Raw genomic sequence first — 25,815 nt, forward strand, 5'->3', positions numbered from 1 at the left:
GGGATTGAATCCCCAACAACGTTGAGGATGGAATTAAATAATCTAATCTTTTATAATTTTTATTGTTTTTTCTTGTCCGACGCTAGATACTTTTATCAAGTATATGCCACTTGTCAATTCGGATAAGTCAATTTCGGCCTGTAAATTATTGGCTTTAATTGATTTTATTTTTTGTCCTAAAACCGATGTGATTTCAATTTCATCAATAATGGTTTCATTCGAAATAGTAAGTATATTTTTTACAGGATTCGGGTGGAAACTAAAATTGGTAAAGGCAAAAGTTTCATTGTCCAATGATTGAACAAATTCGGTTAAACAAGGATCCGTCACAATCGCGGGATTAAAGTCAAAGTAGATATTGGCCGTATTGTTAATGATATCGCCAATAGCATAGTCTGGTTTTGGTTTAATTTGAAATACAATATAACCATGACCAATATTAGTATTTGGAACTGATGGCGGAAGATCGATTCCGAAGAAATTCCATGTCAGCGTATTGTTAATCCTTTCCAAAGCATAAGTATGACTGGCAGTAACCATTTTAATGGAAGTTTCGTCAAGTTCAGCAGCTAAAACATCAGTAACTTTTACATTGATAGCATTGGCGGTTCCGGTATTTTCGAATTTTATCGTATAAGTTAAATAATCATTCGCAGAGAAGGAAGACTGAACAATTCTACCGCCATGGCTTTCTGTTTTTTCATTCGGGTCATAAGAGCCTACAATGGTTTCTGTTAAGTTTGACGTATTATTTAAGGGTAATATATCTCCGGCAGGAAGTGTAATTGAAACGGTATTGGTTAACGTTTGTCCCAAGTTTACAGTCGGAATATTAGGGATGGTCATTTGTACCCAAAAAGTTCGGGTTTCATAAGGTTGTAAGTTGACAAAATTAAAAGTAAATCCGGTGCTTGTAACCACAGCATTTCCGTCAGAAACAGTCACAATAGAAACGGCAGTATCGTTTGTAAAAGTTAAAGTGCCTGAAGGAAAAGGGAGGTTAGAATTGTTAGTATAAGTGATATAAGAATAGTAAAGGAATCCGGGTCTTGGATCAGCACCATAATTGTGCATGTTCACCGATAAATCCTGATATGGAGTTGTTATTATTGGGAAGTTGTAAGTAGTAATTCCGGAACCAGGAGCAACTGTAACGTTAGGATACGAAACCGAACAAATGTTGTTGGCAGCATAATCCGAATCAACTTGATAAGTCAAATCGTAAGTGGTTGTTGGGTTGGATTCGTATAAGTAAAACGGTGTTGTATACAAGTTATGAATCGTTCCGTTGTTGTTGATTTCGTAATTGAAATGACCCAAAGGAAAATTGATTTCGACACCATCTTGTACTCCGTTAGCATTAGTATCAACAAATGCTTTCAGTTTGATGCCGTCAGAGATATTCAAAGTAAAAGGATTCTGTATCTGAGACCAATCTGTAACACTATAACCATAATAATTTCCTACAAAAGATGGTCCTTGATCTTGGTTGTTGTCTCCTTGATAATAGCCAAAGTTAATATCATCTTGGGTTATAATATGAATCGCTGTAAATGTGGTGGTATCTGTTTGTCCAGCATTTAAATTGGCGATAGGACCACCTATAATATTTAGGTTATACGCATAATCCGAAACTATATTAGTGATAGGAGCATTACCAATATTAGCAACATGAAATTGATAAGTAATGATGTCACCAACACTAGTATAACCATCACCATTATAATCAGAATAAATAAGATTATAAGTAACTTCTAAAGGTGGTTTTACTTGTAAACTGATGGAAGCAGTATCACAATTCGCAGGATTAGCAACTTCGCAAATCGTATAACTTAACTCATAATAACCAATCTCAAGGTTACTTGGAATAGAAATCACACCTTGAGAATTCACAGTGATACCAAGAGTATTTGGAGCTAAAGTAATGCTGACGTCAGATGCGTTTAAAGGTAAGCCATGTAAAGTGTCATTGGCCAATAAAGAGAAAGTAGTACCAACTTCAGCCACTGAATCCACATTGTCGAATTTCGCATTAACATTATAATTGTCTAAAATAGTAACCGTATGAATATAAGTGTTGTTAAAGGTAATTCCCGGACTTAAAGTTGCCGTAAGTGAAAATGTCTCGTCAGTTTCCTGCAATTGATCTAGAATTGTTGGAACAGCTAAGTTATTAGAATAAAAATGAGTTTGTCCTTCCGGAATCGTAATGCTGGTAGTAAATGAAGTATAATCTGCACTTCCGGCTGTTCCGTTTGATGAGGTGATTTGAATTACAGTATCAGTGTTACGAGCATGGGTTAACCCAATTCCGAATCTGGCATTTTGTCCTTCTTCAACAGTGCTAAAATCAACGTTTGAAGCATCATACGACGTAAGAAAATAAGCATCAGGTAAACCATCATTATCGGTAATGTTAACGGTTGAAGTTACGCTTGGATTAGTTGTATTTCCCGAAGTTACGGTTCCAATAACAGAAAATGATTCGAAAGGCTCGTCTAAAGTGTCATCTGTTATAGGGATGGATACCAGAACAGATGTGTTGCCTGCAGGAATTGTTTTGGTGGTATTGATTGCAGTATAATCACTACTTCCGGCAGTTCCATCAGCAGTAGTAATTTGAACCACGACATCGCTGTTGAAAGGTCTGTCTAAAGAAGCATTGAAACTATAATTATTTCCTTCGTAAGGTGCGTAACCGCTTGTATTAATACTCAATGTCGGCGTAGTGTCATTATCTCGGATGGTTACAATACTTGTTGCGGATAAGTTAGTTGTGTTTCCCGAGGTTACTGTTCCGGTCAAAGTGAAAATCTCATCAGATTCAGGGAGAGCATCGTCAGTGAGATAAATAGTTAATAAACCTGAGGATTGTCCTGCTTGTATGCTTGTTGTGGTATTAATAGCTGTGAAATCACTACTTCCAGCAGTTCCGGTTGTGGTTGCCCAATTGATGACAACATCAGAACTGTAGGGGTTGCTTAAATAATAATAAAAGTTAATATTGTTAGATTCTGTGTGAAACCAAGCGGTGTCAACATAAAAATCGGGAACGCTGTCATTATCAAATATCAGCAACACATAGGATGCAGTTGCATTGAGAGTATTGCCTGAAGTAACAGTTCCTGTAATAAATAACTCTTCATTGTTTTCTATTGTCGAATCGTTTGTTGTGGCAATATTGAGCGTTGTAGTGCCAAATAATTGACCGGCAGGTATTGTGACAGTAGCAGTTATTGGAGTATAATCTGAAATATCTGCAGATTCCGGAGAGGTTGTCACATTGATAACCGTATTGGTGGCACTAACACTGTTAAGTTTAACATTAAATGAAAAAGTACTTCCTTCTATAACCGTAGCACTACTGTTTAAGCTGTAAAAAGAAACGAACGGATTTTGTGCCATCGAGAGGTTAAAAAACAATCCGAAAACCAAAATAATTAATAGTCTTAAAGGCGAAGTTGAGATAGCTTTTTTCATGTTTGTTAGGTTTTATGTAAGATAGAGACTAAAAATTGAAAAAGGTTGCTTCGATTTAAAAAAAATAGTACAAAAATTTATTTCAAATACAAACAATGATTTGAATAATCAATAATTGCTTTGCCTTCTAATAAAACATCGGCACCGATAATTCCATCAACGGCTTTGGCTTTGTATTGTTGTAAAGCTTCATTTACATGCGTCATGTCGAAAATAACCAAGTGAAATTCCTCGGTTTTCCAGCGACCTATTTTCAAAGCATTGTTTTTAGCCAATTGTGTAAACATACCCGTAGCGCCTGCACCGGAAGCTTTTGTTTTTGATTTTTTGGCTTTCAAATTAAAGCGTTCAATACTCTCAAAACCTACACAACTATTAGAAGCGCCGGTATCGAGGATGAAATTTCCGGAAATGCCGTTAATACTTGCCTTAATCAATAAATGTTGCGTTTTTGAAACTTTAAAATTGATTTTTTTATACTTGTTTTTTTTGAGAATTTTTTGAAAGTCTTCCATAATAATTTAATCGAATGGCTGAAAGGGTTTGTTTTTTTTTCTGAAAAGTATTTTCCACAACAATAATAAACCAATTAATCCTCCCAATAAAGAAAACCATAAAAAATAATTAGCGTTTGATGGTTTTTCTAATGTTCCATAATAGACAAAGGAAGCCCAATAATAAGGAGATTTTTTGGCATTGGGTATGGCATCATCTTTTAAGAAATCAATTTTTGCCTGATGATTGGCGTCAAAATACGACTGTCCTTTTTTTAAATTGGCATAAAATTTTTCCATTAAAACCGAGGTCGTAAAGTCGTTTACTTTCCAAAGTGAAAATAGCAAATTTTGAGCACCGGCAAATTGAAATCCACGGGCAACACTCATCGCGCCTTCTGCTTTATAGAGTTTGCCGATACCGGTCTCGCAAGCACTTAAAACCACTAAATTGGGCTTTAGGTTCAGATTGTAAAGTTCGGAATACAAAACTTCCTGATCATAAAATTTGATGCTGGCGGGTTCTATAATATCGCCCGATGAAGCATGCGTTGAAAGATGAAGTATCGAATAATTGGCGGCACTTATTTTAAAATTTTCGAAAGTTGCCTTTTGATTGTCCAAATATTTCCCTTTAAAATTGTCTTGTAAATGGTTGAGTTCTTTTTTGGAAAAAGTCAATTCCAGATTGGTTTTTTCAAATAAGGGAAACACACCCAAAATACTTTCTGTTTGGTGTTGAAGAGGAATCGCGTTGAGATAAAAATCAGCCGAATTGTTATAGCCAATGCTATAATCATACAACATATATTGCATTTTGGTAAAATTTACTGTAGCCGTTTTTTGGGTAACTAATGCTTCAAAAGGTAAAAAATTCAAAATGCCATCGGGAATAATGATGAGATTTTTATAGGAAGATTTTATAGGAAGATTTAAGAAGTTGTAAGCATCATTTGAAGAACGATTGAATTGCGACGGGTTTTCTGAAATTGATTTGGAATCATTGAAAAAGCCTATAAATTGTAAGAGTTTCGAAGTAACGGCATCTTCATTTCTGATTGATGCTAATCCGATTTTACCATTGTTTAACGTAAAGACATACAGGTGTTTTGTACCCATAAAATATTCGACTAAAATGGTTTTGTCTTTTTCCAATTTGGAGAATAAGTCATTGATTTTTATAACGGATTCGGTTGTTTGGGTTTCTTTACTTCGTTCCGATTTTAACAAAAGCATCAACTCATTTCGCTTTTTTATCGCTTCATTAATCTTAGAAATATTGGCCAAATCCAATTTTTGTTGCTCTTTGACAATAATAGTATTCCAGTTTTGAAGCTGTTCTAAAATTATTTTTTCGGTTCTTGTATTGTTTTTTGCTTCTGACAACGATTGTTTTAAAACAGCAGCTTTTGTTCGTTCGGAAAGTAAAAATGCACTTTCGATATAACTGATTTTCTGTTCTTTTTGATAAAGCGAATGGTAGATTTCGATGCACTTTTCGGTACGGTTTCGATTTCGAATTTGGGTGATGATTTTCGAATTTTCATATACCAAAAGCGCTTGGAATAGACCTTCAATGTGAAAAGACAAAGCATAACTTTCCAAGGCTTTTTGGGGTTGCTTTTGCCTTAAAAAAATTTCAGCTTGTAAGTCTAAAGCGTCGAGCAATGTGGTTTCCGCATAAAGCGAATTCTTTTGGGGAATTACTCTTTTATCATAACTCGGAATTAAGGTTTGAAAAACTTTGTAAATGGCGTTTTGTGCTTGAGATATTTGGTTGTTTTGATAGTATAAAAAAGCTTCGTCATAATTGAGTTTTGCTATAGCGCGTAGAGAATTTCGGTCGTTTATCAGAAATGTTTCTTTAGCTTTTTCAAATAACTTCAAATCATTGTTAAGCAGCGCTGCGTTTCTGTAGGCGTTGGATAATGATTCGTTTTGGTCTAAATTTTTTAAAAAACCAATAGAGATTTCATAACAAGTCGCTGCTTTTTTACGATTATTCGAAGCCAAATAATTATTGCCTAAATTGTTCCAAAGCATGCCTTTTTGAGTATTGGACATTTTTTCGGAAGAAAGCGTTTTTTCTACTAATTGGATGGCTTCTAAATATTTTCCGGACGACAGGTAAACATTCGATAAATTTAGAATTGAAGCAAATTTATTGGCTTGATTGTTTTCAATATTGGCTATAAAGTAATATTGTTTGATGACGTTTTCGGCATTGTCATAATCGCCGATTATCGTGTATAAATTCCCTAAAGGTTTTAAGCAGGATTCGGTAATATCATAGTTTGTCAGTTTGTTTTTTTGAAATATTTGCCAAGCTTTTTCATAGCTTTTTAGTGCTTTTTGCGTTTGTCCAAATTGATTTTGATAATAGGCTTTGTTGCAGTTTAAAATGACAAAAGCCAAGAGTTCGGGTTTTGATTTTGGATGAAAGCTTAGTGCTAATGTCTCTAATTTTTTTAATGATGCTTTGTTAGGATCGGCGACAAAAGCATCTACGGAATTATAGATTTTATCCTCTAAACTTGTAGTTGTACTTTGTGAAAAAGCCCATTGTGTCAGCAACAAGATAAAGACTATTTTACGCATAGCATCTTATAGGATTAAAACTTCCAAATGGCATAAAATTGCCAGTAATTAAAATCCTTTTCAAAGTTTGCATAATACCGGATTCCAACGCTCGGGCCTATCCTGGCAAAGCCAAAAGTCACATCGGCAAATAAACTGGTCTGCATTTTTTCGAAGGCTTTTGTTGTGGTTTTTTGGGTTGAATCATTTCTCAAACTTTCGATTTCTTCACCTGCTCGTGGTGGATTTTGATTGAAATCGGGCGCATAATAGCGTTTGGTTTGATTGATTTCTGTAGTGTTGTTCAGGGAAACTGAAAATTGCGGACCAACACCAATACCAATATAATTGTTGATATTGTACCTCAGGGAAATCGGAACCACATCCGCCAACTTTCGGGTGGTTTTAGTACTCGATGTTGTTTGTTCAAAACCGGTATCGTAAACCGTTCCGATGCTCGTTATAACCGGCGGATTGAATTGCACTTGTTGAAAACCGGATTGGCTCGAAAAACTGCTTTCAAAATAGTTGTAATACAATTCGGCTTGCCAATAAAAGCGATATGATTTGTAAGGTGAAACAGTAACGCCTACAAAATAACTTTTGGCATTTTCTTGATCATTAAACAAATTGTATCCCGTTTTGGCACCAATGGATATTCCCGGAAGAAATCGGGTTGTGGCATAATTGGTGATGACAGGTTCGTTTTTATCAAATATAATGGCCGTGCGGCTTCGCGTAGTTTGTTTGTGAAAATCCTTGGCAAACTTCATGGTGTATTTTACAAAACCTTTGGTGGAATCTTTTTCGGTCACATTTTTTTGATTGCTTCCCGGAATGTAAATATTTTTGAAGGTAAAATGGATTTGCTTTTGCTTAATAATCGTGTCCAGACAACTGTAGTTTACTTCTTCATCTTTTGGACAAATAGGGCATTTTGGATAACTGTCTACAATTTTCAGCGTTTTTTTGTCAAACATATCCGGAATATCAGTCTCTAGCCGAATGGTTCTGGCCGGACCTTCGCCATCGTTTTGGAATCGAGTTTTGAAGTTTAAGGTTTTCAATCGCACCAAGCGATAATTCATAAACATACCATTGCTAGACATTTTATTGGGATCATGTGACGTTACAATTTCCATTTCAAGGGTTTTCTTTTTGTGGTTTTTGTAATTTCTGTCAGGTACATAAACGCCACGCATTCTAACGGTTGCGCTTGTGTCTTTGATCATTTCGGGCTTGGTTTTGAAAGTAAAAAAGGCATTTCGGGTCTCGTTGGGATTCATTTTGTCAAATTCAAAAATAATTACTTTTCTGAATAATGATTTGCTTTCCAATAAAGTTAGATCGAGATTTTCTTCGTTTTCCGAAATGGTGTGGTTACTGATAAAGTCATTTGTTGCAGATGCGATAAATGTTTTCTCATCATTTAATTCATCGGAACAGGCAAAACCATCTTCAAAAACTTCTTTTTCGCCAAAATGAGTGCGGAATTCTACCAATTCGAAATTGTCATTTTTGAATTCTTTGTCGTTATAAAAAAGATATAATTTTCCGTTCGCTACATAATCTAGAGGATTTTTATAACTCATCACGATAATCATTTCTTCTTCAGGAATGGGTTCGCGGTTGGCAAATATTTTATAGGCTGTCGTATCGGCTAAAGACGCTATTTCAGTAAAGTTAGTATCTGTAATTTCAGTAATGGCTACTGATTTCGGACGGGTTTTTGGCGGTTTTCCATTATCATAATTATTAGTTACAGATAAGTTTATTTTGTATTCGCCTTTCTTTTTGTAAGTGTGTTTCGGAGTTGGTTCTTTACTGTACCGGCCATCGCCCATTTCCCAGAAGTAAGTAAAATTGGCTTTGGGTGCACCGGCAATTTGGATTAACGGTGGCGTTTCTGATTGGAGTAAAACCTGATTGTTTTTTTGATCGTAAACAATAGTGGCTTTTCGGGTGACAGTATCTTTGACCTTAGTTTGCGAATAAGAAAAAGTGGTGACCAAAAACAATAGTAAAAGTAACTTTCTCATAATCTAAAGGTTTGGTTAGGTTTATATAAAAGTAAGAAAAAGTGATGAACCAGTCACCACTTTTTCAAGCTAATTAGTAATTGTTAAATTTAAGGCAAACTATTTATCGCAGCTACTAATTGGGCTTCGCTTCCCACAGTAGTTTCAGACAAGGTGAAGGTGTAAACATCTCCGGCAGCAATTGTGGCACTTTTGATAGCATATCTCCATTGTCCGTTTTCTTCGGTTACAAAAATCACATGACATTCTAATCCTATTGGAATTTGGCCATAATGTTCAGAAAATTGGTCCGTTGTGTCATTGTAAGTATCCAGTTTTGCCAGTGCATTTGCTTCTCCGTCGTAGTGTAAATAAATGGCACTGTTTTCAAAGTGGTAACCAGTTGGCGCTTCAGCCAATATAGTAGTTCTTGGTCTTGGATCGCTGTAAAAACGATCGACATTGGTCCATCCAAAAGCATTAAAGAAAGCATAGTAAGGTGCGTTAGCGCCGGTTCCTTCAACGAAAATATTGTTTTGTCCGGCCGGATTTTGATCTTGTCTGTCCCAATCTAAATTTCCGTCTTCGTCAATGGTTCCGTCCCAAAGTGTCATTCCGGTATCAGCACCGCCGGTTAAAGTGGATGGAATTAATAATTGGATAGGGCAAGTGATTTCTAAATCAACTCCGTCTTGAGTGGCATTGATGTAAAATTCTCCACCCGAAATGAGCAATGTCATATCGCCATTTGGCATTCTGCCCATAGTCGTTTTGTCGGTTACCAGCATAGTGCCTCCGTCAAACAATTCGGCATATTCAATGGCTACATTTCCGGTTACAGGGTTTCCGTTTTTAGTAAGACATGCGCCGTTTATCGTAAATTGAACGCCTTTGTCTGAAGTAAAAGAAGTACTTCCGTTTTCAGCAACTAGTGTAAAATTTTGAGTGATGTTGTCTAAAGCGGCTTGTTTAAGGTTGTTGAATTCTGGTGCGCTTGGAATGTGATTGCCTTCGGCGGAGTCGTCTGAACAACTAACCATTGCAAATGAAGCTAATAATACTAATCCGAGGTTTTTTAAATTTGTTTTCATGATTTCTAATTTTAAATTTGTTTTTATAATGTTATATCAACTGCGTTTTTAATTTGGTACCCTTTGTTCTGAATTATTTTTAAATTATTTTTCAATCTATTAATAGTAGGCAAAATCGATGTAAGGAATTCCCATATTTACCAGCGGTCCGCCGTTTTGATAAAAGTTGGCTCCGGTAATCGTCATGATGCCAAAACTCTGCGGAAAACTTACCAAAGCGCCTGGTTGATTGACTACTCGCCCGATGATGTTCGCAAAATTGTTTCCGGCATTGGCTAACAAAATCGTTCTTCTGATGGTGTACGGTTGATTGGCAATAATTAATGTTGGCGTTATTGAAACGTAGCTGGTGTTGGCAGAAGTGAAAACATGGCTTCCGGCATAAATTACAGTGTTGGTGTTAACATCAACAATTTCCATTAAATATGGCGTAGCGGCAATCGCAGGCTGACTTTGATATCCAATACTGCAAATGGTTTTCGTTTGTGAAAAGGTAAATGTGTATTCATGGATTTCAGTATCAAACGTGTTAGTGTTTTGATGGCCGGGAAGTGCAACTACATTGCCATACAATTGATTAAAAATGGTATTGGTAGCACTGCACGGAGGATTCGGTAACGGATTGGTTCCGTTGGAGCAACTGCTTAGGATTATTCCAAATAGGAATAAGGTTGCGATGGTTTTTACATTTGAATTCATAATTTCTATTTTTTTATTGTTGTTAATTTTTGTTTTATACAGTTATATCAACTGGTGTTTTAATTTGTTACCCTTTATGCTGAATTATTTTTTAAATTCGGCACTTTGGATGATTTTAAAGTTCAAAATGGCGCCGGTACTTACTAGTTCAATCATTTTTTTGGCCTGACCTTCAGAATCTGAAAATCCTTTTGCCGTTCCGGAATTTGTAGTTACTTCTCAAAAGTATAATCTCACTTTATCAGCCGATATATCTTCTCTTACTTGAAAAAAGCTTTCGATCTTTCTGTCAAGAATTACTTCTCCAATAGCCACTAGTTCAATCATTTTTTTGGCTTCTGACAGTGATTTCGCAGTTCCTGAATAATTGCTTTGGTTTGTTTTTACAGTCCAATCATATACTTCTGTAATTTGATCTCTTGTTAAAGTTGTTGTTTCAATAGTGTTTGAACTTGTTGTTACTGTTGCAGCATTGCTATTTGAAAATGATAATGCTACGATTGCTAATGTTAAAAATGTTGTTTTCATGATTTCTAAGTTTTTAATGTTTTTTAAAATTGTTTGATTCTGTTTTCTATTGTTATATCAATTCGTGTTTTGATTTGTTACCCATGATTCCGAATTTTTTTTTAGAATCTTTTTAAAACAGTATATTGATGAACTTTATAACCTTATATCAATGACCTTAAAACTTTGTTACCCTAATCGGGTTATTTTTTTTAAATTAGCCAATAAACCAGGGAATTATGATTGAAAAAAAAGGCCATCCAGATCAAATGTATATTGATGGATTAAGTCAAAATAATACTGCTGTAATTCAATCGATTTACAAAAAATTTGTGCCCAAAGTAAAATACTACATCTGCACCAACAGCGGAGACGACGATCAAGCACAAGATGTTGTTCAGGAAGTTCTCATAACGATTTATAACCAAGCAAAGACTAACGGATTGCTATTGACTTGTCCGTTTGATGCTTACTTTTTTCTGCTTTGTAAAAGGCGTTGGCTCAATGAATTAAAAAAATCATCCAATAAAGAGGTAACATTCAGGGATGAAAATGTATCTATAGAGGAATCGGTTCAAGAAATGACTTTTCAAACCGAAGTTTTTGAGGACAAGCAATCGTTATTCGATGAAATGTTTCAAAAGCTAGGGGAGAAATGTCAAGAAGTACTCAAACTAAGTTTTGTAACCAAAACAATGGAAGAGGTAGCCGAAATATTGAACGTAACGTATGGCTATGTCCGCAAAAAGAAATCACTTTGCACAGGCCAGTTAACGGAAATGATTCAACAATCAAACAGATACAAATCATTAAAAAGGTAGGTCATGAACGAGCAATTGTACATAGCATTCGAAAATTATTTCAATAATGAAATGTCGGAGTCAGCCAAATTGGAATTTGAAAACCAACTTCAAAATGATGCCGACATGCAACAGAAATTTGAAATATATAAAGAAACAACGCAGTTTTTATCAGCAAAATTTGATTCAGAAACCATCGCTTTTAAAGAAAATTTGAAGGCTATTTCAAACGATAATTTTTCTAAAACCAACGAAAGCAAATCAAAAGTTATTGCCTTCACGCCATGGTATTATGCCGTTGCAGCATCAGTTGTAATTGCGCTTGGAACTTGGTTTATGATGCAGGGAAATCCGGAGTATGGTGATTTCAACCAACATGAGAATGCTTATTTTACAGAGCGAAGCGTTGGGGATGAAAATCTAAATGAAGCACAAAATGCTTTCAACCAAAAAGATTATAAAAGAGCAGTGGCTTCCTTTCAAAAAGTGCCGAATTTAGCTAGTCCGGAATTGCAATATTTTTACGCGATTGCCTTAATTGAAACCAATGATTATGTAAAAGCCGAAGCGTTTTTAAACGAAATAAAATCGGGAACTTCTGTTTATAAAGACAAAGCCACTTGGTATTTGGCATTATCTAATTTAAAGCAAGAGAAATTGGAAGAATGTAAGACCTATCTAATTCAAATTCCGGCTGATGCTGAAGATTACACCAAAGCCCAAAAATTATTAAAAGACCTAGAGTAGAACTTAGTACCTTAGCGCCTCAGAATCTTAGTTCCTTTAAACCCAATGATTTTAACCGATACACATACACATCTTTACTCCGAAGAATTTCAAAACGACCGAACGGCAATGATTCTTCGGGCCATCGATGCCGGTGTTTCTCGCCTTTTTGTGCCTTCAATTGATTCGACTTACACCCAAAAAATGTACGATTTGGAAACCCAATTTCCGGATAATGTTTTTTTAATGATGGGTTTGCATCCGTGTTATGTAAAACCGGAAACCTATCAGGAAGAATTGGCTCATGTGGAAACGGAATTGTCTAATCGGCATTTTTATACCGTTGGTGAAATCGGCATTGATTTGTATTGGGACAAAACGACTTTGGCTATCCAGCAAGAAGCTTTTCAACGCCAAATCCAATTGGCTAAAAAACACCGATTAGCCATCAACATTCACTGTCGCGATGCGTTTGATGAAGTTTTCGAAGTTTTAGACGGTGAAAAGGCAACCGATTTATTCGGAATTTTTCATTGCTTTACCGGTGATTTTGGTCAGGCCAAAAGAGCCATTGATTTGAATATGAAACTTGGAATCGGCGGAGTCGCTACTTTCAAAAACGGAAAGATTGACCAGTTTTTGAACGAAATCGATTTACAACACATTGTCCTTGAAACAGATTCGCCCTATTTGGCGCCGGTGCCTTTTCGCGGCAAGCGAAATGAAAGTAGCTATACCAAATTAGTAGCCGAAAAATTAGCCCAGATTTATCAAGTTCCATTAGAAGAAATTGCCCGAATTACTACAGAAAATTCTAAAGCTATTTTTGGGATTTAACGAAGAAATTATCATAAATTGAGTTTTTTTTTGTTCTTTTGTTCATCAAAATTGAAAGACTAAATGCAGAAATTCGATTCTATTCGTCCGTTTTATGATACAGAAGTGAATGAAGCCATTCAATCTGCTGTTAATCATCCGATGATGAAAGCTTTAATGGGTTTCACATTTCCCGATGTAGAGGAAGAAGTATGGAAGAGCCAACTTCAAAAAACACATTCCATCCGTGACTTCCAGTGCAATTTTATATATCAGGCCGTACAAAAAGTACTGAAGAAAAGTTCGGAAGGGTTAACGACTTCTGGTTTTGAAAAATTACAATCGAATACTTCTTATCTTTTTATTTCCAATCACCGAGATATTATTTTGGATACTTCGTTGCTAAATGTGGCGCTATTCGACCACGGATTAGTAATGACGGCTTCAGCGATTGGTGATAATTTGGTTCAAAAGTCATTTCTGAAAACATTGTCGAAACTCAACAGAAACTTTTTAGTACAACGAGGTTTGTCGCCAAGAGAGTTATTGGAAAGTTCCAAATTATTATCGGAATATATTGGTCATTTATTATTGCGCGAAAACCGTTCCGTATGGATTGCCCAACGCGAAGGAAGAACCAAAGACGGTAATGATGCAACTCATTCAGGCGTTTTGAAAATGCTCGGAATGGGTTCGGATGAAAAAAGTTTGATGGACTATTTCAAAAAGATAAAGATTGTTCCGGTTTCCATTTCTTACGAATATGATCCCACGGATGCTTTGAAAATGCCACAGTTAATTGCAGAAGCTAAAAATGAAATCTACATTAAAGAGAAGAACGAAGATTTTGTAACACTTTTGAGTGGAATCATTGGTCAAAAGAAACGCATTCACATTCATGTCGGCGATGTTCTAGACAAAGAGTTGGATGCAATTAAAACTGAATTTGACAATAATAATAAGCAAATTCAAGCATTGGCACAAGCTATAGACGATTCTATTTTGCAGAGTTATATGTTGTGGCCAACAAATTATATCGCTTATGATTTGTTGCATAAAACAGATCAATACGCTGCCTTTTACACCGAAAATGAAAAGTCGCTTTTCGAAAGAAGATTAGAAATGAAAATAGACGAGAACAATCCGCAAATGGTGGAAAGTTTCTTGGCGATGTATGCCAATCCGGTAGTGAATAAATCCAAATATCAGAATGCAATCTAAACCCAATATATTGCTGGTTTATACTGGTGGCACCATCGGAATGATGAAAGATTTTGAAACTGGTGCGTTAAAAGCTTTCAACTTTAAAAAGTTATTGCAGAAAATTCCTGAACTCAAACAATTAGAGTGTAATATAGAAACGGTTTCGTTTGAAAAGCCAATTGACTCTTCGAACATGAATCGCGAAAAATGGGTTAAGATTGCCCAAATCATAGAAGATAATTACCAGAATTTTGACGGTTTTGTAGTACTTCACGGTTCGGATACGATGTCTTATTCGGCTTCAGCCTTAAGTTTTATGTTGGAGAATCTGAACAAGCCTGTTGTGTTTACCGGTTCGCAATTACCCATCGGAGATTTGCGAACGGATGCCAAAGAGAATTTAATTACAGCCATTCAAATAGCTTCTTTACAGCATAAAGGGAAACCTGTGATTCAGGAAGTGGGTTTGTATTTTGAATACAAACTATACCGTGGCAATCGCACTACGAAAATTAATGCAGAGCATTTTAACGCTTTTACGTCGCCCAATTATCCGCCATTAGCAGAATCGGGTGTGCATTTGACTATCAATCCGAATGCGATTTTACAAAAACAATCGGCTAAGAAATTATTGGTACACAAAGAACTCAATGAGGATGTAGTAATTGTCAAAATGTTCCCCGGAATAAACGAATCTGTTTTATCGGCTATCGTGGCAATTCCCAATTTAAAAGGCATCATTTTGGAGACTTACGGTTCCGGAAATGCGCCAACAGAAGATTGGTTTATCCAAATTTTGAAGAAAGCAATCAAGAACGGTTTGCATGTGGTGAATGTTACTCAATGTTCCGGCGGAAGCGTGAATATGGGTCAATATGAAACTAGTACACAGCTCAAAAAAATAGGCGTAGTTTCAGGGAAAGACATCACTACGGAAGCTGCAATTACCAAACTAATGTACTTACTTGGACAAAATGTAGCGCCAACGGTTTTCAAAACTATTTTTGAGACTTCTTTGCGTGGTGAAATGCAGTAATAAATTACCAAACTAACTTTTTTTACTGAAAAAATTTGTTGTTCTTTGCAACTCCAAAAAGAGAGGTGTCCGAGTGGTTGAAGGAGCAAGCCTGGAAAGTTTGTATGTGGGCAACTGCATCGTGGGTTCGAATCCCATCCTCTCTGCGATAAAACCGAAGCAATTGCTTCGGTTTTCTTTTTTTTTGAGAAAAAATGGAAAGTTCACTTTCTGATTTTTTCTCAAAAAAAAGAAAACAGCCTTTGAAAAAGGCTTAGTTTTATCGACCTAGATTTCCCAAAAGGGATCACCTCAGGTAATCCCAGTTATGAAAGTTCACTTTCTGATTTTTTCTCAAAAAAAAGAAAACAGCCTTTGAAAAAGGCTTAGTTTTATCGACCTGGATTTCCCAAAAGGGATCACCTCAGGTAATCCCGTGTTTAAAATTGAAAACCCCGTTTTGAAGCAAATAATTGTATATTCAACCGAAATAATGTACATTCGCTTACAGGATTAAGCCCAATAAATATGCGAATCAAACTCATCATTTCGATTTTTTTTATGACGCTGAGCAGCTTTGCTCAAGATGTTGAAAAAGATTTTGATGCTCCGGATTCGCTCTACCGCGAAGACCAATTTTATTTCAACATAACCTACAACACACTGCAAAAGCGTCCGGATGGTTTGAAACAAAACAAGCTTTCCTACGGTTTGGCTTTTGGTTTTTTGCGCGATATGCCTGTGAATACAAAGCGAACGGTTTCCTTCGCAGCAGGTTTGGGTTATTCGTTATCAGTTTTTAATCAAAATTTAGGGATTATTGATGTCAATAATGTAACCACTTACCAGATTTTGAACGCTGATAATATTACTTTTTCTAAAAACAAATTGTCTCTGCACTGTGTCGATTTACCGATTGAATTCAGATGGAGAAATGCAACACCGGACAGTCATAAGTTTTGGAGAGTACATTTAGGAATTAAGTTGAGTTATCTTTTTCATGACCAATATAAGTTAGAATCTTCACAGGGTAATATTGGGCAAACCAATCTTGAAGACTTAAACGATTTTCATTACGGCATTTATTTGACTACCGGTTGGAATACATGGAATTTGTATGCTTATTACGGTTTGAATCCATTATTCAAATCTTCCGCTAAAATTGAAGGCCAATCTATTGACATGAATACGGCCAACTTTGGTCTGATGTTTTATATTTTATAGCCAAACGTAAAGCAATCCTATTTGGGGTACTATGCCGCACAAAAATCCGATCAGCAATTCTTTGTTGGAATGAGCTTTCATCACAAGTCTTGAGGAAGCCACCAATCCATTTAATATGATAAAAACGGCCACGAGATTGATGGTATTGATTTCGTTTTTCAGGCTTAAGCCAATGATAAAAACTGTCAAAGCACTGATGCCAATCATGTGAATACTCGCTTTGATTTTGGCATACAACAACAAAAAAGCAAAAATAGCGCTGATGATTCCGCCTAAAAAGAAAAAGTATAAAGCCGGAAAACGGTCTACGGTAATGCTTTTTTGAATCAATATGGAAAGCAAAACGATGTGTAACAGTAATGGGATTTTGCGATGCGAAATATCAGAAAGCATGATGTTGTCAATTTTTCCAAATGTTCTTAATAAGTAAAAAAAAGCTATCGGTAACAAAAAAGTGATGATAAAAATCTGCAAAAACAAGATTAGATATTGTGCCAAAGTAAAGTAACGCCCTTCTAACAATACATAAAAGATAGTCCCTAATAACGGAACGAAAATAGGATGGAAGGCATACGAAAAAAAGGGAAGGATTTTTTTCAAAATGATTTTGTTTTAAATCTTTTTCCTCATCCTAGCCACAGGAATATCTAATAATTCTCGGTATTTAGCAATGGTTCTTCGTGCAATCGGATAGCCTTTTTCTTTAAGTATGTCAGCCAATTGATCGTCCGGAAGTGGTTTTGATTTGTCTTCTTCTTCGATAACGGTTTTCAGAATTTTTTTGATTTCCAGCGTAGAAACATCTTCACCTTGATCGTTTTTCATCGCTTCCGAGAAGAATTCTTTGATGAGTTTTGTGCCATAAGGCGTATCGACATATTTACTATTCGCCACACGAGAAACCGTAGAAATGTCCAAACCAACCATGTCGGCGATGTCTTTTAGAATCATCGGTTTCAGTTTGGTTTCTTCACCGTCTAAAAAGAATTCCTGTTGGAAATGCATAATTGCATTCATCGTCACAAAAAGCGTTTCTTGGCGTTGGCGAATTGCATCGATAAACCATTTGGCCGAATCCAATTTCTGCTTGATAAATTGCACCGCATCTTTTTGCGAATGCGATTTGTCACGTGAATCTTTATACGTTTGTAACATTTCCTGGTAATCTTTGGAAACGTGCAACGTTGGAGCATTTCTGCCGTTTAAAGTCAGTTCCAATTCCCCGTCAACAATTCTGATGGCAAAATCGGGTACGATTTGTTCTACTACACGACTGCTGCTGTCAAAAGAACCACCCGGTTTTGGGTTTAGTTTTTCGATTTCTTCAATCGCTTTTTTCAAGCGTTCTTGCGTAATCTCGTATTTCTGAAGTAGCTTTTCGTAATGTTTTTTGGTAAAAGCGTCAAATTGATTTTCGATGATATCTATCGCCAATTCTACATATTCTGTAGGCGTTTTGTGTTTTAATTGCAACAACAAACATTCTTGTAAATCACGCGCGCCAACACCTGACGGTTCTAATTCGTGGATGATGTGTAATATTTTTTCCACGATTTTCTCATCGGTATAAATCCCTTGGGTAAACGCCATATCATCAACCATATCGGGAACACTTCGGCGTAAATAGCCATCGTCATCGATGCTCCCAACCAAGAACTCCGCAATTTCACGTTGTTCATCCGATAAGATAAAAGTATTCAACTGGTTGATCAAATCCTGATGAAAACTCACCGGTGCCGCAAAAGGCATCTCTCGGTCATCGTCATCGTCGCTGTAATTGTTGGATTGTAATTTATAATCCGGTGTTTCGTCGTTGCTTAAATATTCGTCAATATTGATTTCGTCAGCTTCAATGTTCTCACTTCCTTCATAATCATCGTATTCGTCATTGTTGTCAAACTCGTCTTTCTCATACAATTCTTCTTCGTCTTTACCACTTTCCAAAGCAGGATTTTCGACCAATTCCTCTTTCAGTCTTTGTTCAAAAGCTTGCGTAGGCAATTGAATTAACTTCATCAGCTGGATTTGCTGCGGAGATAATTTTTGTGATAGTTTTAGATTTAGGAACTGTTTTAACATTTTTTATTTTGTTGTCAGTTGTCAGTTGTCAGTTGTCTGATTTTAACAGAGAACGGAGAACACACAACAGTTATTAAAATTCTGCATTCTGCGGTGTTCTCGGAAAAGGAATTACGTCTCTGATGTTGGTCATTCCGGTTACGAAAAGCACCAATCTTTCAAATCCTAATCCGAATCCGGAGTGAACAGCCGAACCGAATCGACGCGTATCTAAATACCACCATAATTCTTCTTCATCGATGCCGATGGCTTTCATTTTCTCCACCAAAACATCGTAACGCTCTTCTCTTTGCGAACCGCCGACGATTTCACCAATGCCCGGGAATAAAATATCCATGGCGCGAACGGTTTCTTTTCCTGGTTCGGTATTGTCATTCAAACGCATGTAAAACGCTTTGATTTTGGCCGGATAATCAAATAAAATTACCGGACATTTGAAGTGTTTTTCCACTAAGAAACGTTCGTGCTCACTTTGTAAATCGGCACCCCATTCTTCGATTAAATATTGGAATTTCTTCTTTTTATTTGGTGTTGATTCTCTTAAAATATCAATCGCTTCGGTGTAAGATACGCGTTTAAAGTCATTGTTCAATACGAAGTTCAATTTCTCTAGTAAAGCCATTTCGCTGCGTTCCGCTTGTGGTTTTTGTTTTTCTTCGTCTAACAAACGGCCTTCTAAGAATTTCAAATCATCAGAACATTTGTCCAATGTATATTTAATCACATATTTGATAAAATCTTCCGCCAAATCCATGTTGTCCGTCAAGTCATTAAAAGCCACTTCAGGCTCAATCATCCAAAACTCGGCTAAGTGACGAGAAGTGTTAGAGTTTTCTGCACGGAAAGTTGGTCCGAAAGTATAAATCTGACCCAAAGCCATCGCAAAAGTTTCGCCTTCTAATTGTCCGGAAACCGTAAGATTAGTATGTTTTCCGAAGAAATCTTTTTTGTAATCGATGTTGCCTTCTTCGTTTTTAGGCAAATTGTCTAAAGGCAAAGAAGTCACTTGGAACATTTCTCCGGCACCTTCAGCATCGGCACCGGTAATTACCGGCGTGTTTACATAGAAAAATCCTTTTTCCTGGAAATACGAATGTACCGCAAATGACAATACCGAACGCACACGCATGATCGCCCCAAACGCATTGGTTCTAACGCGTAAATGGGCATTTTCTCTAAGGAATTCCAAAGAGTGTTTCTTAGGTTGCATTGGGAATTTCTCCGCATCGCAATCGCCTAAGATTTCTAATGTTGAAACTTGAATTTCATATTTCTGTCCGGCGCCTTGGCTTTCGACTAATTTTCCGGTCAAAGCGACAGCAGTTCCGGTATTGATTCTTTTCAAAGTCTCTTCCGGTGTATTTTCAAAATCGACTACACACTGTAAGTTATGAATAGTTGAACCATCGTTCAACGCGATAAATTGATTGTTTCTAAAAGTTCTTACCCAACCTTTTACGGTTACTTCATAGTTCGTTTTCTCGCTGCTTAGTAAGTCTTTAACTTTTGAATGTTTCATTTCAATTTCAGATATTAAATTTTGAATATTTAGATTTTATAATCTAAACGCAAATATAAATTATTTATTGTTCTTTTCTAACTCATCAATCGCTTCATCGGTATGTTCCAAGATATCGATAGTGGGTTCGGGTAATTCTTGTTGGTTGGCCAAGGTTTTGTTCAACGTCAATACCAATGATGGTAACAAAACTAAATTCGATAACATTCCGAAGAATAAAGTCAACGCCACCAAACCACCAAGTGCCACCGTTCCGCCAAAACTTGATAACATAAACACCGAGAATCCAAAAAATAAAATGATAGACGTATAGAACATACTCGTCCCCGCATCGTCGAATGTGGCAAACACCGATTTTTTAATTCTCCAGTCGTTTCGTGATAATTCCAAACGATATTGTGCTAAGAATCTCAAAGTATCATCGACAGACATTCCGAAAGCAATTCCGAATACCAGTAAAGTTGACGGTTTCAGAGGAATTCCCAAAAAGCCCATCAAACCAGCCGTCATCAACAATGGTAATAAATTCGGGATGATTGAAACCAAAACCATTTTGAACGAACGAAACATAATTGCAACCAATCCGCCGGTTAGGAAGAAGGCAAATAGCAAGGAAGAAAGTAAGTTGTCTAACAAATATTTAGTTCCTTTTTGGAATACAGAAGGCTTTCCGGTGATGATGACTTCGTATCGCTCCGAAGGGAAGAGTTTGTCCACTTTATTTCGAATATGCGCTTCGATGGCTTCCATTCTTTCACCATTTTCATCTTTGATAAAGGTAGTCATTCTTGCCACGCTTCCATCCGAAGAAATATAGCTTTTCAGTTGATTATCCTTAGAATTTTTCAGCGAATTTTTGATGTATGGCAGTAAAAACATTTCCTCATTGGGTGAAGGCAAAGTGTAAAAATCGGGATTGCCGTTATAGTAAGCTTGGTTGAAACTTTTGGCAATATTGACAATCGACAACGGTTTGGAAAGCTCCGGAATATCCGTAATAGTTTGTTCCAAATCTTCCATTCTTCTCAGATTGGTCAATTTCATCGCGCCGTTTTTCTTTTTGGTATCAATCATGATTTCCAAGGGCATGACACCGTCAAATTCTTTTTCGAAGAAACGAATGTCTTCATAAAAAGTGGTATTTTTCGGCATGTCTTCAATAATACTGCCCGAAACTTTGATTTTACCAATCCCAATAATCCCGAAAACCAACAAACAAATGGCCGTGATATAAACACCAATGCGGTTGTATTTTACGGTGTTCACTATCCATTTCAAAAAAGAAGTCAGCGATTCTCTTTCCAAATGACCTAAATGTCTAGGGATTGGTGAAGGAATATAGCTGAAGAATATTGGAATCAACAACAAACTCAAGGTGTAAATTGCCAAAATATTGATGGTCGTTACGATGCCAAATTCTCTCAACAAAACGTTATTCGTCGCGATAAACGTTGCAAAACCAACGGCTGTTGTGATATTCGTCATCAAAGTTGCCGTTCCGGTTTTGGTGATTACGCGTTGCAACGCTTTGGCTTTGTTGGCGTGTTTATGGTATTCCTGATGGTATTTGTTGATAAAGAAAATACAATTCGGTATTCCGATTACAATGACTAACGTTGGAACTAATGCTGTCAGTACTGTGATTTCATAACCCAAAGCGCCCATAATTCCGAAAGACCACATTACGCCGATAATCACGACGATTAAGGAAATCAATGTCGCTCGAAACGATCGGAAAAAATAAAAGAAAATGAGAGACGTAATCAACAAAGCCGCACCAATAAACAAACCGATTTCGTCAATAATAGTCTTCGCATTCAACGTTCGGATATAAGGCATGCCCGAAGTATGTAACTCAACGTTGGTCGCTTTTTTAAACTTGTCAATCGCCGGGATTAAGTCGTTTAAAACGTAATCTTTTCGAGCTTTGGTATTGACAATTTTCTTGTCTAAATAAATCGCTGAGCGAATGGCGCCGGTTTTTTTATTGAATAATAAACCTTCGTAGAAAGGCAATTTGGTGAATAATTCGGTTTGAATTTGCTTCAGATATTGTTCGTCCTGAACTTTACTTTCATCCACCAAAGGTTTCAATTCGAAAGTTTCCAGGGAATCATTTTTCGTCAGTTTCTGTAAATTATCTACAGAAACCACTAAGGTGACTTCTTTGTGTGACTTGATTTCGGTCATCAAATCACTCCAAGCTTGGTAAACTTTTGGCGTGAATAGTTTTTTGTCTTTGGTAGCAATAACAATCAGATTGCCTTCTTCGCCAAAGTGATTCAGGAATTTATTGTAGTCAACATTTACCTTGTCATCGGCCGGAATTAAGTTGGCTTCCGTTTGGGTAAATCGGATGTTTTTCCATTGAAAAGCTAACAGTATTGTAATTAAGATGATACAACCTAAAATAACAATTCTATTTCTGAGGATTATTCGGGCGATTAATTCCCAAAAACCAATACCTAACAACTTTTTCATAAAACCTAAAATGGGTTGCAAAGGTAATCAAAACCTTAAAATTTTTAGGCTGATTAATACAAAGATTTGCTTAATTTAATGACGATTTACAAATGAGATTTAAATAATTGTTATCAGCTGAAAAAAATCAAAAAAAATAGCCGACTTTTTAGCATCTTTGTAAGCATAATTACAGCACAACTGAATGAGGAATCTAAAAAACACTTTATTTTATTTATTCATAACCGGTGGTTTTGGCTACTTGATGTACTGGATCATTGAGCAAGGAAAATCGTTGGAAGTTGGCAGGAAAATTGTCTCGCCATCATCGACTGATAGCCAATGGATTCAGTTTTTGTCTTCTCTGTTTCACAATTTGCAGCATCCGTTAGCGATGTTACTTTTCCAAATTATTACCATTGTTTTAGTCGCCAGAATTTTTGGATGGATTTTCAGAAAGATTGGGCAACCTTCCGTTATTGGTGAAATCATAGCCGGAATTGCGCTCGGACCATCTTTATTCGGATTGTATTTTCCTGAAATGAAAGAAGCCTTGTTCCCGTTGGAATCATTGGGCAATCTCCAAATGTTGAGCCAAGTAGGTTTGATTTTATTCATGTTTGTCATCGGAATGGAATTGGATTTGAAGGTTTTGAAAAACAAAGCCAACGACGCCGTTGTAATTAGTCATGCCAGTATCGTAATTCCGTTTGCTTTAGGAATTGGGTTGTCTTATTTTATTTACCACCAATTTGCTCCGGCCGGTGTTGAATTTTTGGCTTTCAGTTTGTTTATGGGAATTGCGATGAGTATTACGGCATTTCCGGTTTTAGCGCGAATTGTACAAGAACGAGGCATTCACAAAACCCGATTGGGGACTATTGTCATTACTTGTGCGGCAGCTGATGATATCACCGCATGGTGTATTTTGGCAGTGGTTATCGCCATCGTAAAAGCCGGAAGTTTTGTGAGTTCTTTATACGTAATTGGTCTGGCCATTGTATATGTTTTGGGGATGCTTTTTGTAGTGAAACCGTTTTTAAAACGCGTTGGTGATTTATACGCCAAAAAAGACAACATTAAGAAATCAGTAGTTGCTATCTTTCTTCTTACCTTGATTGTTTCGGCTTATGTAACGGAAGTGATTGGTATTCACGCGTTGTTTGGTGCTTTTATGATGGGTGCGATTATGCCGGATATATCCAAATTCAGAAATATTTTTATTGAAAAAGTAGAAGATCTTGCCGTGATTTTACTTTTGCCATTGTTCTTTGTTTTTACGGGTTTGCGCACAGAAATAGGTTTGATTAATGAGCCTTATTTGTGGAAAGTAACGGGTTGCATTATTGCAGTAGCCGTAGTAGGTAAGTTCTTTGGAAGCGCTTTGGCCGCAAGATTTGTTGGTCAAAGTTGGCGCGATAGTTTTACCATCGGTGCTCTGATGAACACGCGTGGATTAATGGAGTTAGTAGTGTTGAATATTGGGTACGAATTAGGAGTGCTTTCGCCGAAAATATTCACGATGATGGTGATCATGGCTTTGGTGACCACCTTTATGACTGGACCGGCATTGGATATTATCAATTATATTTTCAAGACAAAAGACATTATTATTCCGTCGGAAGTGAAAAAGAATTCGAAGTTTAAAATTCTGATTTCCTTTGGTAACAACGAAAAAGGGAAGTCGCTTTTACGTTTGGCCAATAGTTTGGTAAAAGGACAACCGGAAGCATCAAATGTAACGGCTATGCACTTGACCATGAGTGACGAAATGCACGCGTTTAACATCGAAGAATACGAAAAGGAAACTTTCGAACCTATAGTCAAAGAGTCTAAAAAGCTCAACCAAGAAATTACGACCATTTTCAAAGCAACCGGAGATATTGAAACCGATATTGCCGATGTAGCTTTGCAAGGAAAATATGATTTGGTTTTGGTTGGTTTAGGAAAGTCGATTTTTGAAGGAACGATTCTAGGGAAAGTGCTTGGGTTTACTTCTCGAATCATCAATCCGGACCGATTACTCGATAAATTTACAGGAAAAGAAGGACTGTTTGAAAACTCGCCTTTTGACGAAAGAACGCGTTTGATTATTTCTAAAACCAAAACACCACTAGGCATTTTAATCGATAAAGATTTACAAAAAGTCAATAAAATTTTTGTTGGAATTTATAGTGTTGGTGACGTTTTTCTGGTAGATTATGTACAAAGACTGATGCAAAACAACAACGCTCAAGTCACTATTTTAGACAATAACGACCATACCCAAAACAATTTTCTTATCCAGAATTCTTTGGAAACTTTGGAACAAAAATACGGTGATAAATTTGATGTTTTCCAACCTAAACAAGTTACCAAACCTTTTTTAGCAGAACAAGATTTGTTGATTTTTAGTTTAGAAACTTGGAAGAAGTTGGTTGAAGATGAGGTTTCTTGGTTACAAGATATTCCTTCGGTGTTGATTATTAAGCCTTAATTGTTTTAGCTCCTTTTTTTTAGGCATATCCAATTCTTCACCTGCACAATCAACAAACTCTGAATCCGCTAATGGTTTCAATCCTATTTCAATCCTAGCGAGATTGGTTGTTTCTTTAGTTTGTATGCATGGTTTCCCAAATTGAGATCCATAAAAAACACGACGGTTTTCTTTGTTTTTACTTTTGGTCCAATAATACTTATCAAGGATGTCGGCAAAGTTTTCTTTTTTAAGAAGACCTTTTTTGACTTCGCCTAAAAAAAGGTCAAAATACTCTTGCTCGTTAACAAGTCTGTGCGGATTGTGTAGCAATACAGAAAATGCGGCCATTTTAACACTTTCTCTCTTGTAATTACTTTTGCCCAATAAATTCTCATTAGGAAATCCATTTTGGCGTGTAAAAGCAACAATTCTATTAAAATTAAACGTGTCAATGCTTTGAATCATTTTCATTTTGTCCTTAAAGCCACTCGATAATCTTATTCCTTGGTCTGAACCATAAATTTGGGACAATTCAAAAGACAAACTATCTTTAATGGAAGTGTTTTTGTCAGCAATAACGGTGTTTGTTTTACAGGAAGCCAATGCCAATATTAAAATTAAAAAATAGTATTTCATGCTTGAACTATTG

At 36.4% G+C, this 25,815-nt stretch carries 19 protein-coding genes and 1 tRNA gene; 8 read left to right on the top strand and 12 right to left on the bottom strand.

Features of this window, described 5'->3' with window-relative positions:
• Positions 1-42: 42 nt before the first annotated feature.
• The 7 genes from C8C84_RS04875 to C8C84_RS04910 form a co-directional block, all read right to left on the bottom strand.
• Positions 43-3,480: a Calx-beta domain-containing protein gene (locus C8C84_RS04875; RefSeq protein ID WP_121312468.1), complete on the bottom strand. Its 3,438-nt coding sequence runs from the start codon at positions 3,478-3,480 to the stop codon at positions 43-45.
• A 77-nt stretch (positions 3,481-3,557) separates the two neighbouring features.
• Positions 3,558-3,995, bottom strand: coding sequence for a retropepsin-like aspartic protease (locus C8C84_RS04880; protein WP_121312469.1), 438 nt, complete (start codon positions 3,993-3,995; stop codon positions 3,558-3,560).
• 6 nt (positions 3,996-4,001) lie between these two features.
• Positions 4,002-6,572, bottom strand: a complete 2,571-nt coding sequence (locus C8C84_RS04885; protein ID WP_121312470.1) for a CHAT domain-containing protein — start codon at positions 6,570-6,572, stop codon at positions 4,002-4,004.
• 14 nt (positions 6,573-6,586) lie between these two features.
• Positions 6,587-8,590, bottom strand: a complete 2,004-nt coding sequence (locus C8C84_RS04890; protein ID WP_121312471.1) for a PKD domain-containing protein — start codon at positions 8,588-8,590, stop codon at positions 6,587-6,589.
• Between the two features lie 89 nt (positions 8,591-8,679).
• Positions 8,680-9,660 (bottom strand): hypothetical protein, encoded by a 981-nt coding sequence (locus C8C84_RS04895; RefSeq protein WP_121312472.1) that lies wholly within the window; start codon positions 9,658-9,660, stop codon positions 8,680-8,682.
• Between the two features lie 99 nt (positions 9,661-9,759).
• The gene (locus tag C8C84_RS04900; RefSeq protein WP_121312473.1) at positions 9,760-10,359 is read right to left on the bottom strand and encodes a hypothetical protein; all 600 of its coding nucleotides are present in this window, start codon (positions 10,357-10,359) and stop codon (positions 9,760-9,762) included.
• 219 nt (positions 10,360-10,578) lie between these two features.
• On the bottom strand, positions 10,579-10,887 hold the full coding sequence (locus C8C84_RS04910; protein ID WP_121312475.1) for a hypothetical protein: 309 nt from the start codon (positions 10,885-10,887) through the stop codon (positions 10,579-10,581).
• A gap of 218 nt (positions 10,888-11,105) precedes the next feature.
• On the opposite strand from C8C84_RS04910, the gene C8C84_RS04915 reads away from it, so the two are divergent.
• The 7 genes from C8C84_RS04915 (at position 11,106) to C8C84_RS04945 (ending at position 16,650) form a co-directional block, all read left to right on the top strand.
• Positions 11,106-11,687, top strand: a complete 582-nt coding sequence (locus C8C84_RS04915) for an RNA polymerase sigma factor (RefSeq protein ID WP_121312476.1) — start codon at positions 11,106-11,108, stop codon at positions 11,685-11,687.
• A gap of 3 nt (positions 11,688-11,690) precedes the next feature.
• Positions 11,691-12,413: a tol-pal system YbgF family protein gene (locus tag C8C84_RS04920; protein ID WP_121312477.1), complete on the top strand. Its 723-nt coding sequence runs from the start codon at positions 11,691-11,693 to the stop codon at positions 12,411-12,413.
• A 45-nt stretch (positions 12,414-12,458) separates the two neighbouring features.
• Positions 12,459-13,229, top strand: coding sequence for a TatD family hydrolase (locus tag C8C84_RS04925; RefSeq protein ID WP_121312478.1), 771 nt, complete (start codon positions 12,459-12,461; stop codon positions 13,227-13,229).
• Between the two features lie 63 nt (positions 13,230-13,292).
• Entirely contained in the window at positions 13,293-14,429 is a 1,137-nt protein-coding gene (locus C8C84_RS04930; RefSeq protein WP_121312479.1) for a 1-acyl-sn-glycerol-3-phosphate acyltransferase, read from the top strand.
• A complete protein-coding gene (locus C8C84_RS04935) occupies positions 14,419-15,447 on the top strand; it encodes an asparaginase (protein WP_121312480.1) in 1,029 nt (342 codons plus the stop codon). The genes C8C84_RS04930 and C8C84_RS04935 overlap by 11 nt, the downstream gene beginning before the upstream one ends.
• A 59-nt stretch (positions 15,448-15,506) precedes the next feature.
• Positions 15,507-15,593: transfer RNA gene (locus C8C84_RS04940), tRNA-Ser, on the top strand.
• A 361-nt stretch (positions 15,594-15,954) separates the two neighbouring features.
• Positions 15,955-16,650: a porin family protein gene (locus C8C84_RS04945; protein ID WP_121312481.1), complete on the top strand. Its 696-nt coding sequence runs from the start codon at positions 15,955-15,957 to the stop codon at positions 16,648-16,650.
• Here C8C84_RS04945 and C8C84_RS04950 read toward each other — a convergent pair.
• From C8C84_RS04950 to C8C84_RS04965, 4 genes are all read right to left on the bottom strand, one after another.
• Complete coding sequence (locus C8C84_RS04950) at positions 16,645-17,250, bottom strand: hypothetical protein (RefSeq protein WP_121312482.1); 606 nt, start codon at positions 17,248-17,250, stop codon at positions 16,645-16,647. The two genes, C8C84_RS04945 and C8C84_RS04950, sit on opposite strands and share 6 nt — an antisense overlap.
• A gap of 12 nt (positions 17,251-17,262) precedes the next feature.
• Complete coding sequence (rpoN, locus tag C8C84_RS04955) at positions 17,263-18,729, bottom strand: RNA polymerase factor sigma-54 (RefSeq protein ID WP_121312483.1); 1,467 nt, start codon at positions 18,727-18,729, stop codon at positions 17,263-17,265.
• 73 nt (positions 18,730-18,802) lie between these two features.
• Positions 18,803-20,248: an asparagine--tRNA ligase gene (gene asnS, locus C8C84_RS04960; RefSeq protein WP_121312484.1), complete on the bottom strand. Its 1,446-nt coding sequence runs from the start codon at positions 20,246-20,248 to the stop codon at positions 18,803-18,805.
• Between the two features lie 60 nt (positions 20,249-20,308).
• Positions 20,309-22,729: an RND family transporter gene (locus C8C84_RS04965; protein ID WP_121312485.1), complete on the bottom strand. Its 2,421-nt coding sequence runs from the start codon at positions 22,727-22,729 to the stop codon at positions 20,309-20,311.
• 184 nt (positions 22,730-22,913) lie between these two features.
• Here C8C84_RS04965 and C8C84_RS04970 point away from each other — a divergent pair, with 184 nt between their 5' ends.
• Positions 22,914-25,184 (top strand): cation:proton antiporter, encoded by a 2,271-nt coding sequence (locus C8C84_RS04970; protein WP_121312486.1) that lies wholly within the window; start codon positions 22,914-22,916, stop codon positions 25,182-25,184.
• Here the strand turns inward: C8C84_RS04970 and C8C84_RS04975 are convergent.
• Complete coding sequence (locus tag C8C84_RS04975) at positions 25,146-25,802, bottom strand: hypothetical protein (protein WP_147406813.1); 657 nt, start codon at positions 25,800-25,802, stop codon at positions 25,146-25,148. The two genes, C8C84_RS04970 and C8C84_RS04975, sit on opposite strands and share 39 nt — an antisense overlap.
• Between the last annotated feature and the right edge of the window lie 13 nt (positions 25,803-25,815).

The sequence above is a fragment of the Flavobacterium sp. 102 genome, from assembly GCF_003634615.1.
In the GTDB taxonomy this organism is placed as follows: domain Bacteria; phylum Bacteroidota; class Bacteroidia; order Flavobacteriales; family Flavobacteriaceae; genus Flavobacterium.

Excerpts from the sequence above, each read along its gene's own strand:
- C8C84_RS04875 (WP_121312468.1), bottom strand. The coding sequence starts at position 3,480 with ATGAAAAAAGCTATCTCAACTTCGCCTTTAAGACTATTAATTATTTTG.
- C8C84_RS04880 (WP_121312469.1), bottom strand. The coding sequence starts at position 3,995 with ATGGAAGACTTTCAAAAAATTCTCAAAAAAAACAAGTATAAAAAAATC.
- C8C84_RS04885 (WP_121312470.1), bottom strand. The coding sequence starts at position 6,572 with ATGCGTAAAATAGTCTTTATCTTGTTGCTGACACAATGGGCTTTTTCA.
- C8C84_RS04890 (WP_121312471.1), bottom strand. The coding sequence starts at position 8,590 with ATGAGAAAGTTACTTTTACTATTGTTTTTGGTCACCACTTTTTCTTAT.
- C8C84_RS04895 (WP_121312472.1), bottom strand. The coding sequence starts at position 9,660 with ATGAAAACAAATTTAAAAAACCTCGGATTAGTATTATTAGCTTCATTT.
- C8C84_RS04900 (WP_121312473.1), bottom strand. The coding sequence starts at position 10,359 with ATGAATTCAAATGTAAAAACCATCGCAACCTTATTCCTATTTGGAATA.
- C8C84_RS04910 (WP_121312475.1), bottom strand. The coding sequence starts at position 10,887 with ATGAAAACAACATTTTTAACATTAGCAATCGTAGCATTATCATTTTCA.
- C8C84_RS04915 (WP_121312476.1), top strand. The coding sequence starts at position 11,106 with ATGATTGAAAAAAAAGGCCATCCAGATCAAATGTATATTGATGGATTA.
- C8C84_RS04920 (WP_121312477.1), top strand. The coding sequence starts at position 11,691 with ATGAACGAGCAATTGTACATAGCATTCGAAAATTATTTCAATAATGAA.
- C8C84_RS04925 (WP_121312478.1), top strand. The coding sequence starts at position 12,459 with ATGATTTTAACCGATACACATACACATCTTTACTCCGAAGAATTTCAA.
- C8C84_RS04930 (WP_121312479.1), top strand. The coding sequence starts at position 13,293 with ATGCAGAAATTCGATTCTATTCGTCCGTTTTATGATACAGAAGTGAAT.
- C8C84_RS04935 (WP_121312480.1), top strand. The coding sequence starts at position 14,419 with ATGCAATCTAAACCCAATATATTGCTGGTTTATACTGGTGGCACCATC.
- C8C84_RS04945 (WP_121312481.1), top strand. The coding sequence starts at position 15,955 with ATGCGAATCAAACTCATCATTTCGATTTTTTTTATGACGCTGAGCAGC.
- rpoN (WP_121312483.1), bottom strand. The coding sequence starts at position 18,729 with ATGTTAAAACAGTTCCTAAATCTAAAACTATCACAAAAATTATCTCCG.
- asnS (WP_121312484.1), bottom strand. The coding sequence starts at position 20,248 with ATGAAACATTCAAAAGTTAAAGACTTACTAAGCAGCGAGAAAACGAAC.
- C8C84_RS04965 (WP_121312485.1), bottom strand. The coding sequence starts at position 22,729 with ATGAAAAAGTTGTTAGGTATTGGTTTTTGGGAATTAATCGCCCGAATA.
- C8C84_RS04970 (WP_121312486.1), top strand. The coding sequence starts at position 22,914 with ATGAGGAATCTAAAAAACACTTTATTTTATTTATTCATAACCGGTGGT.
- C8C84_RS04975 (WP_147406813.1), bottom strand. The coding sequence starts at position 25,802 with ATGAAATACTATTTTTTAATTTTAATATTGGCATTGGCTTCCTGTAAA.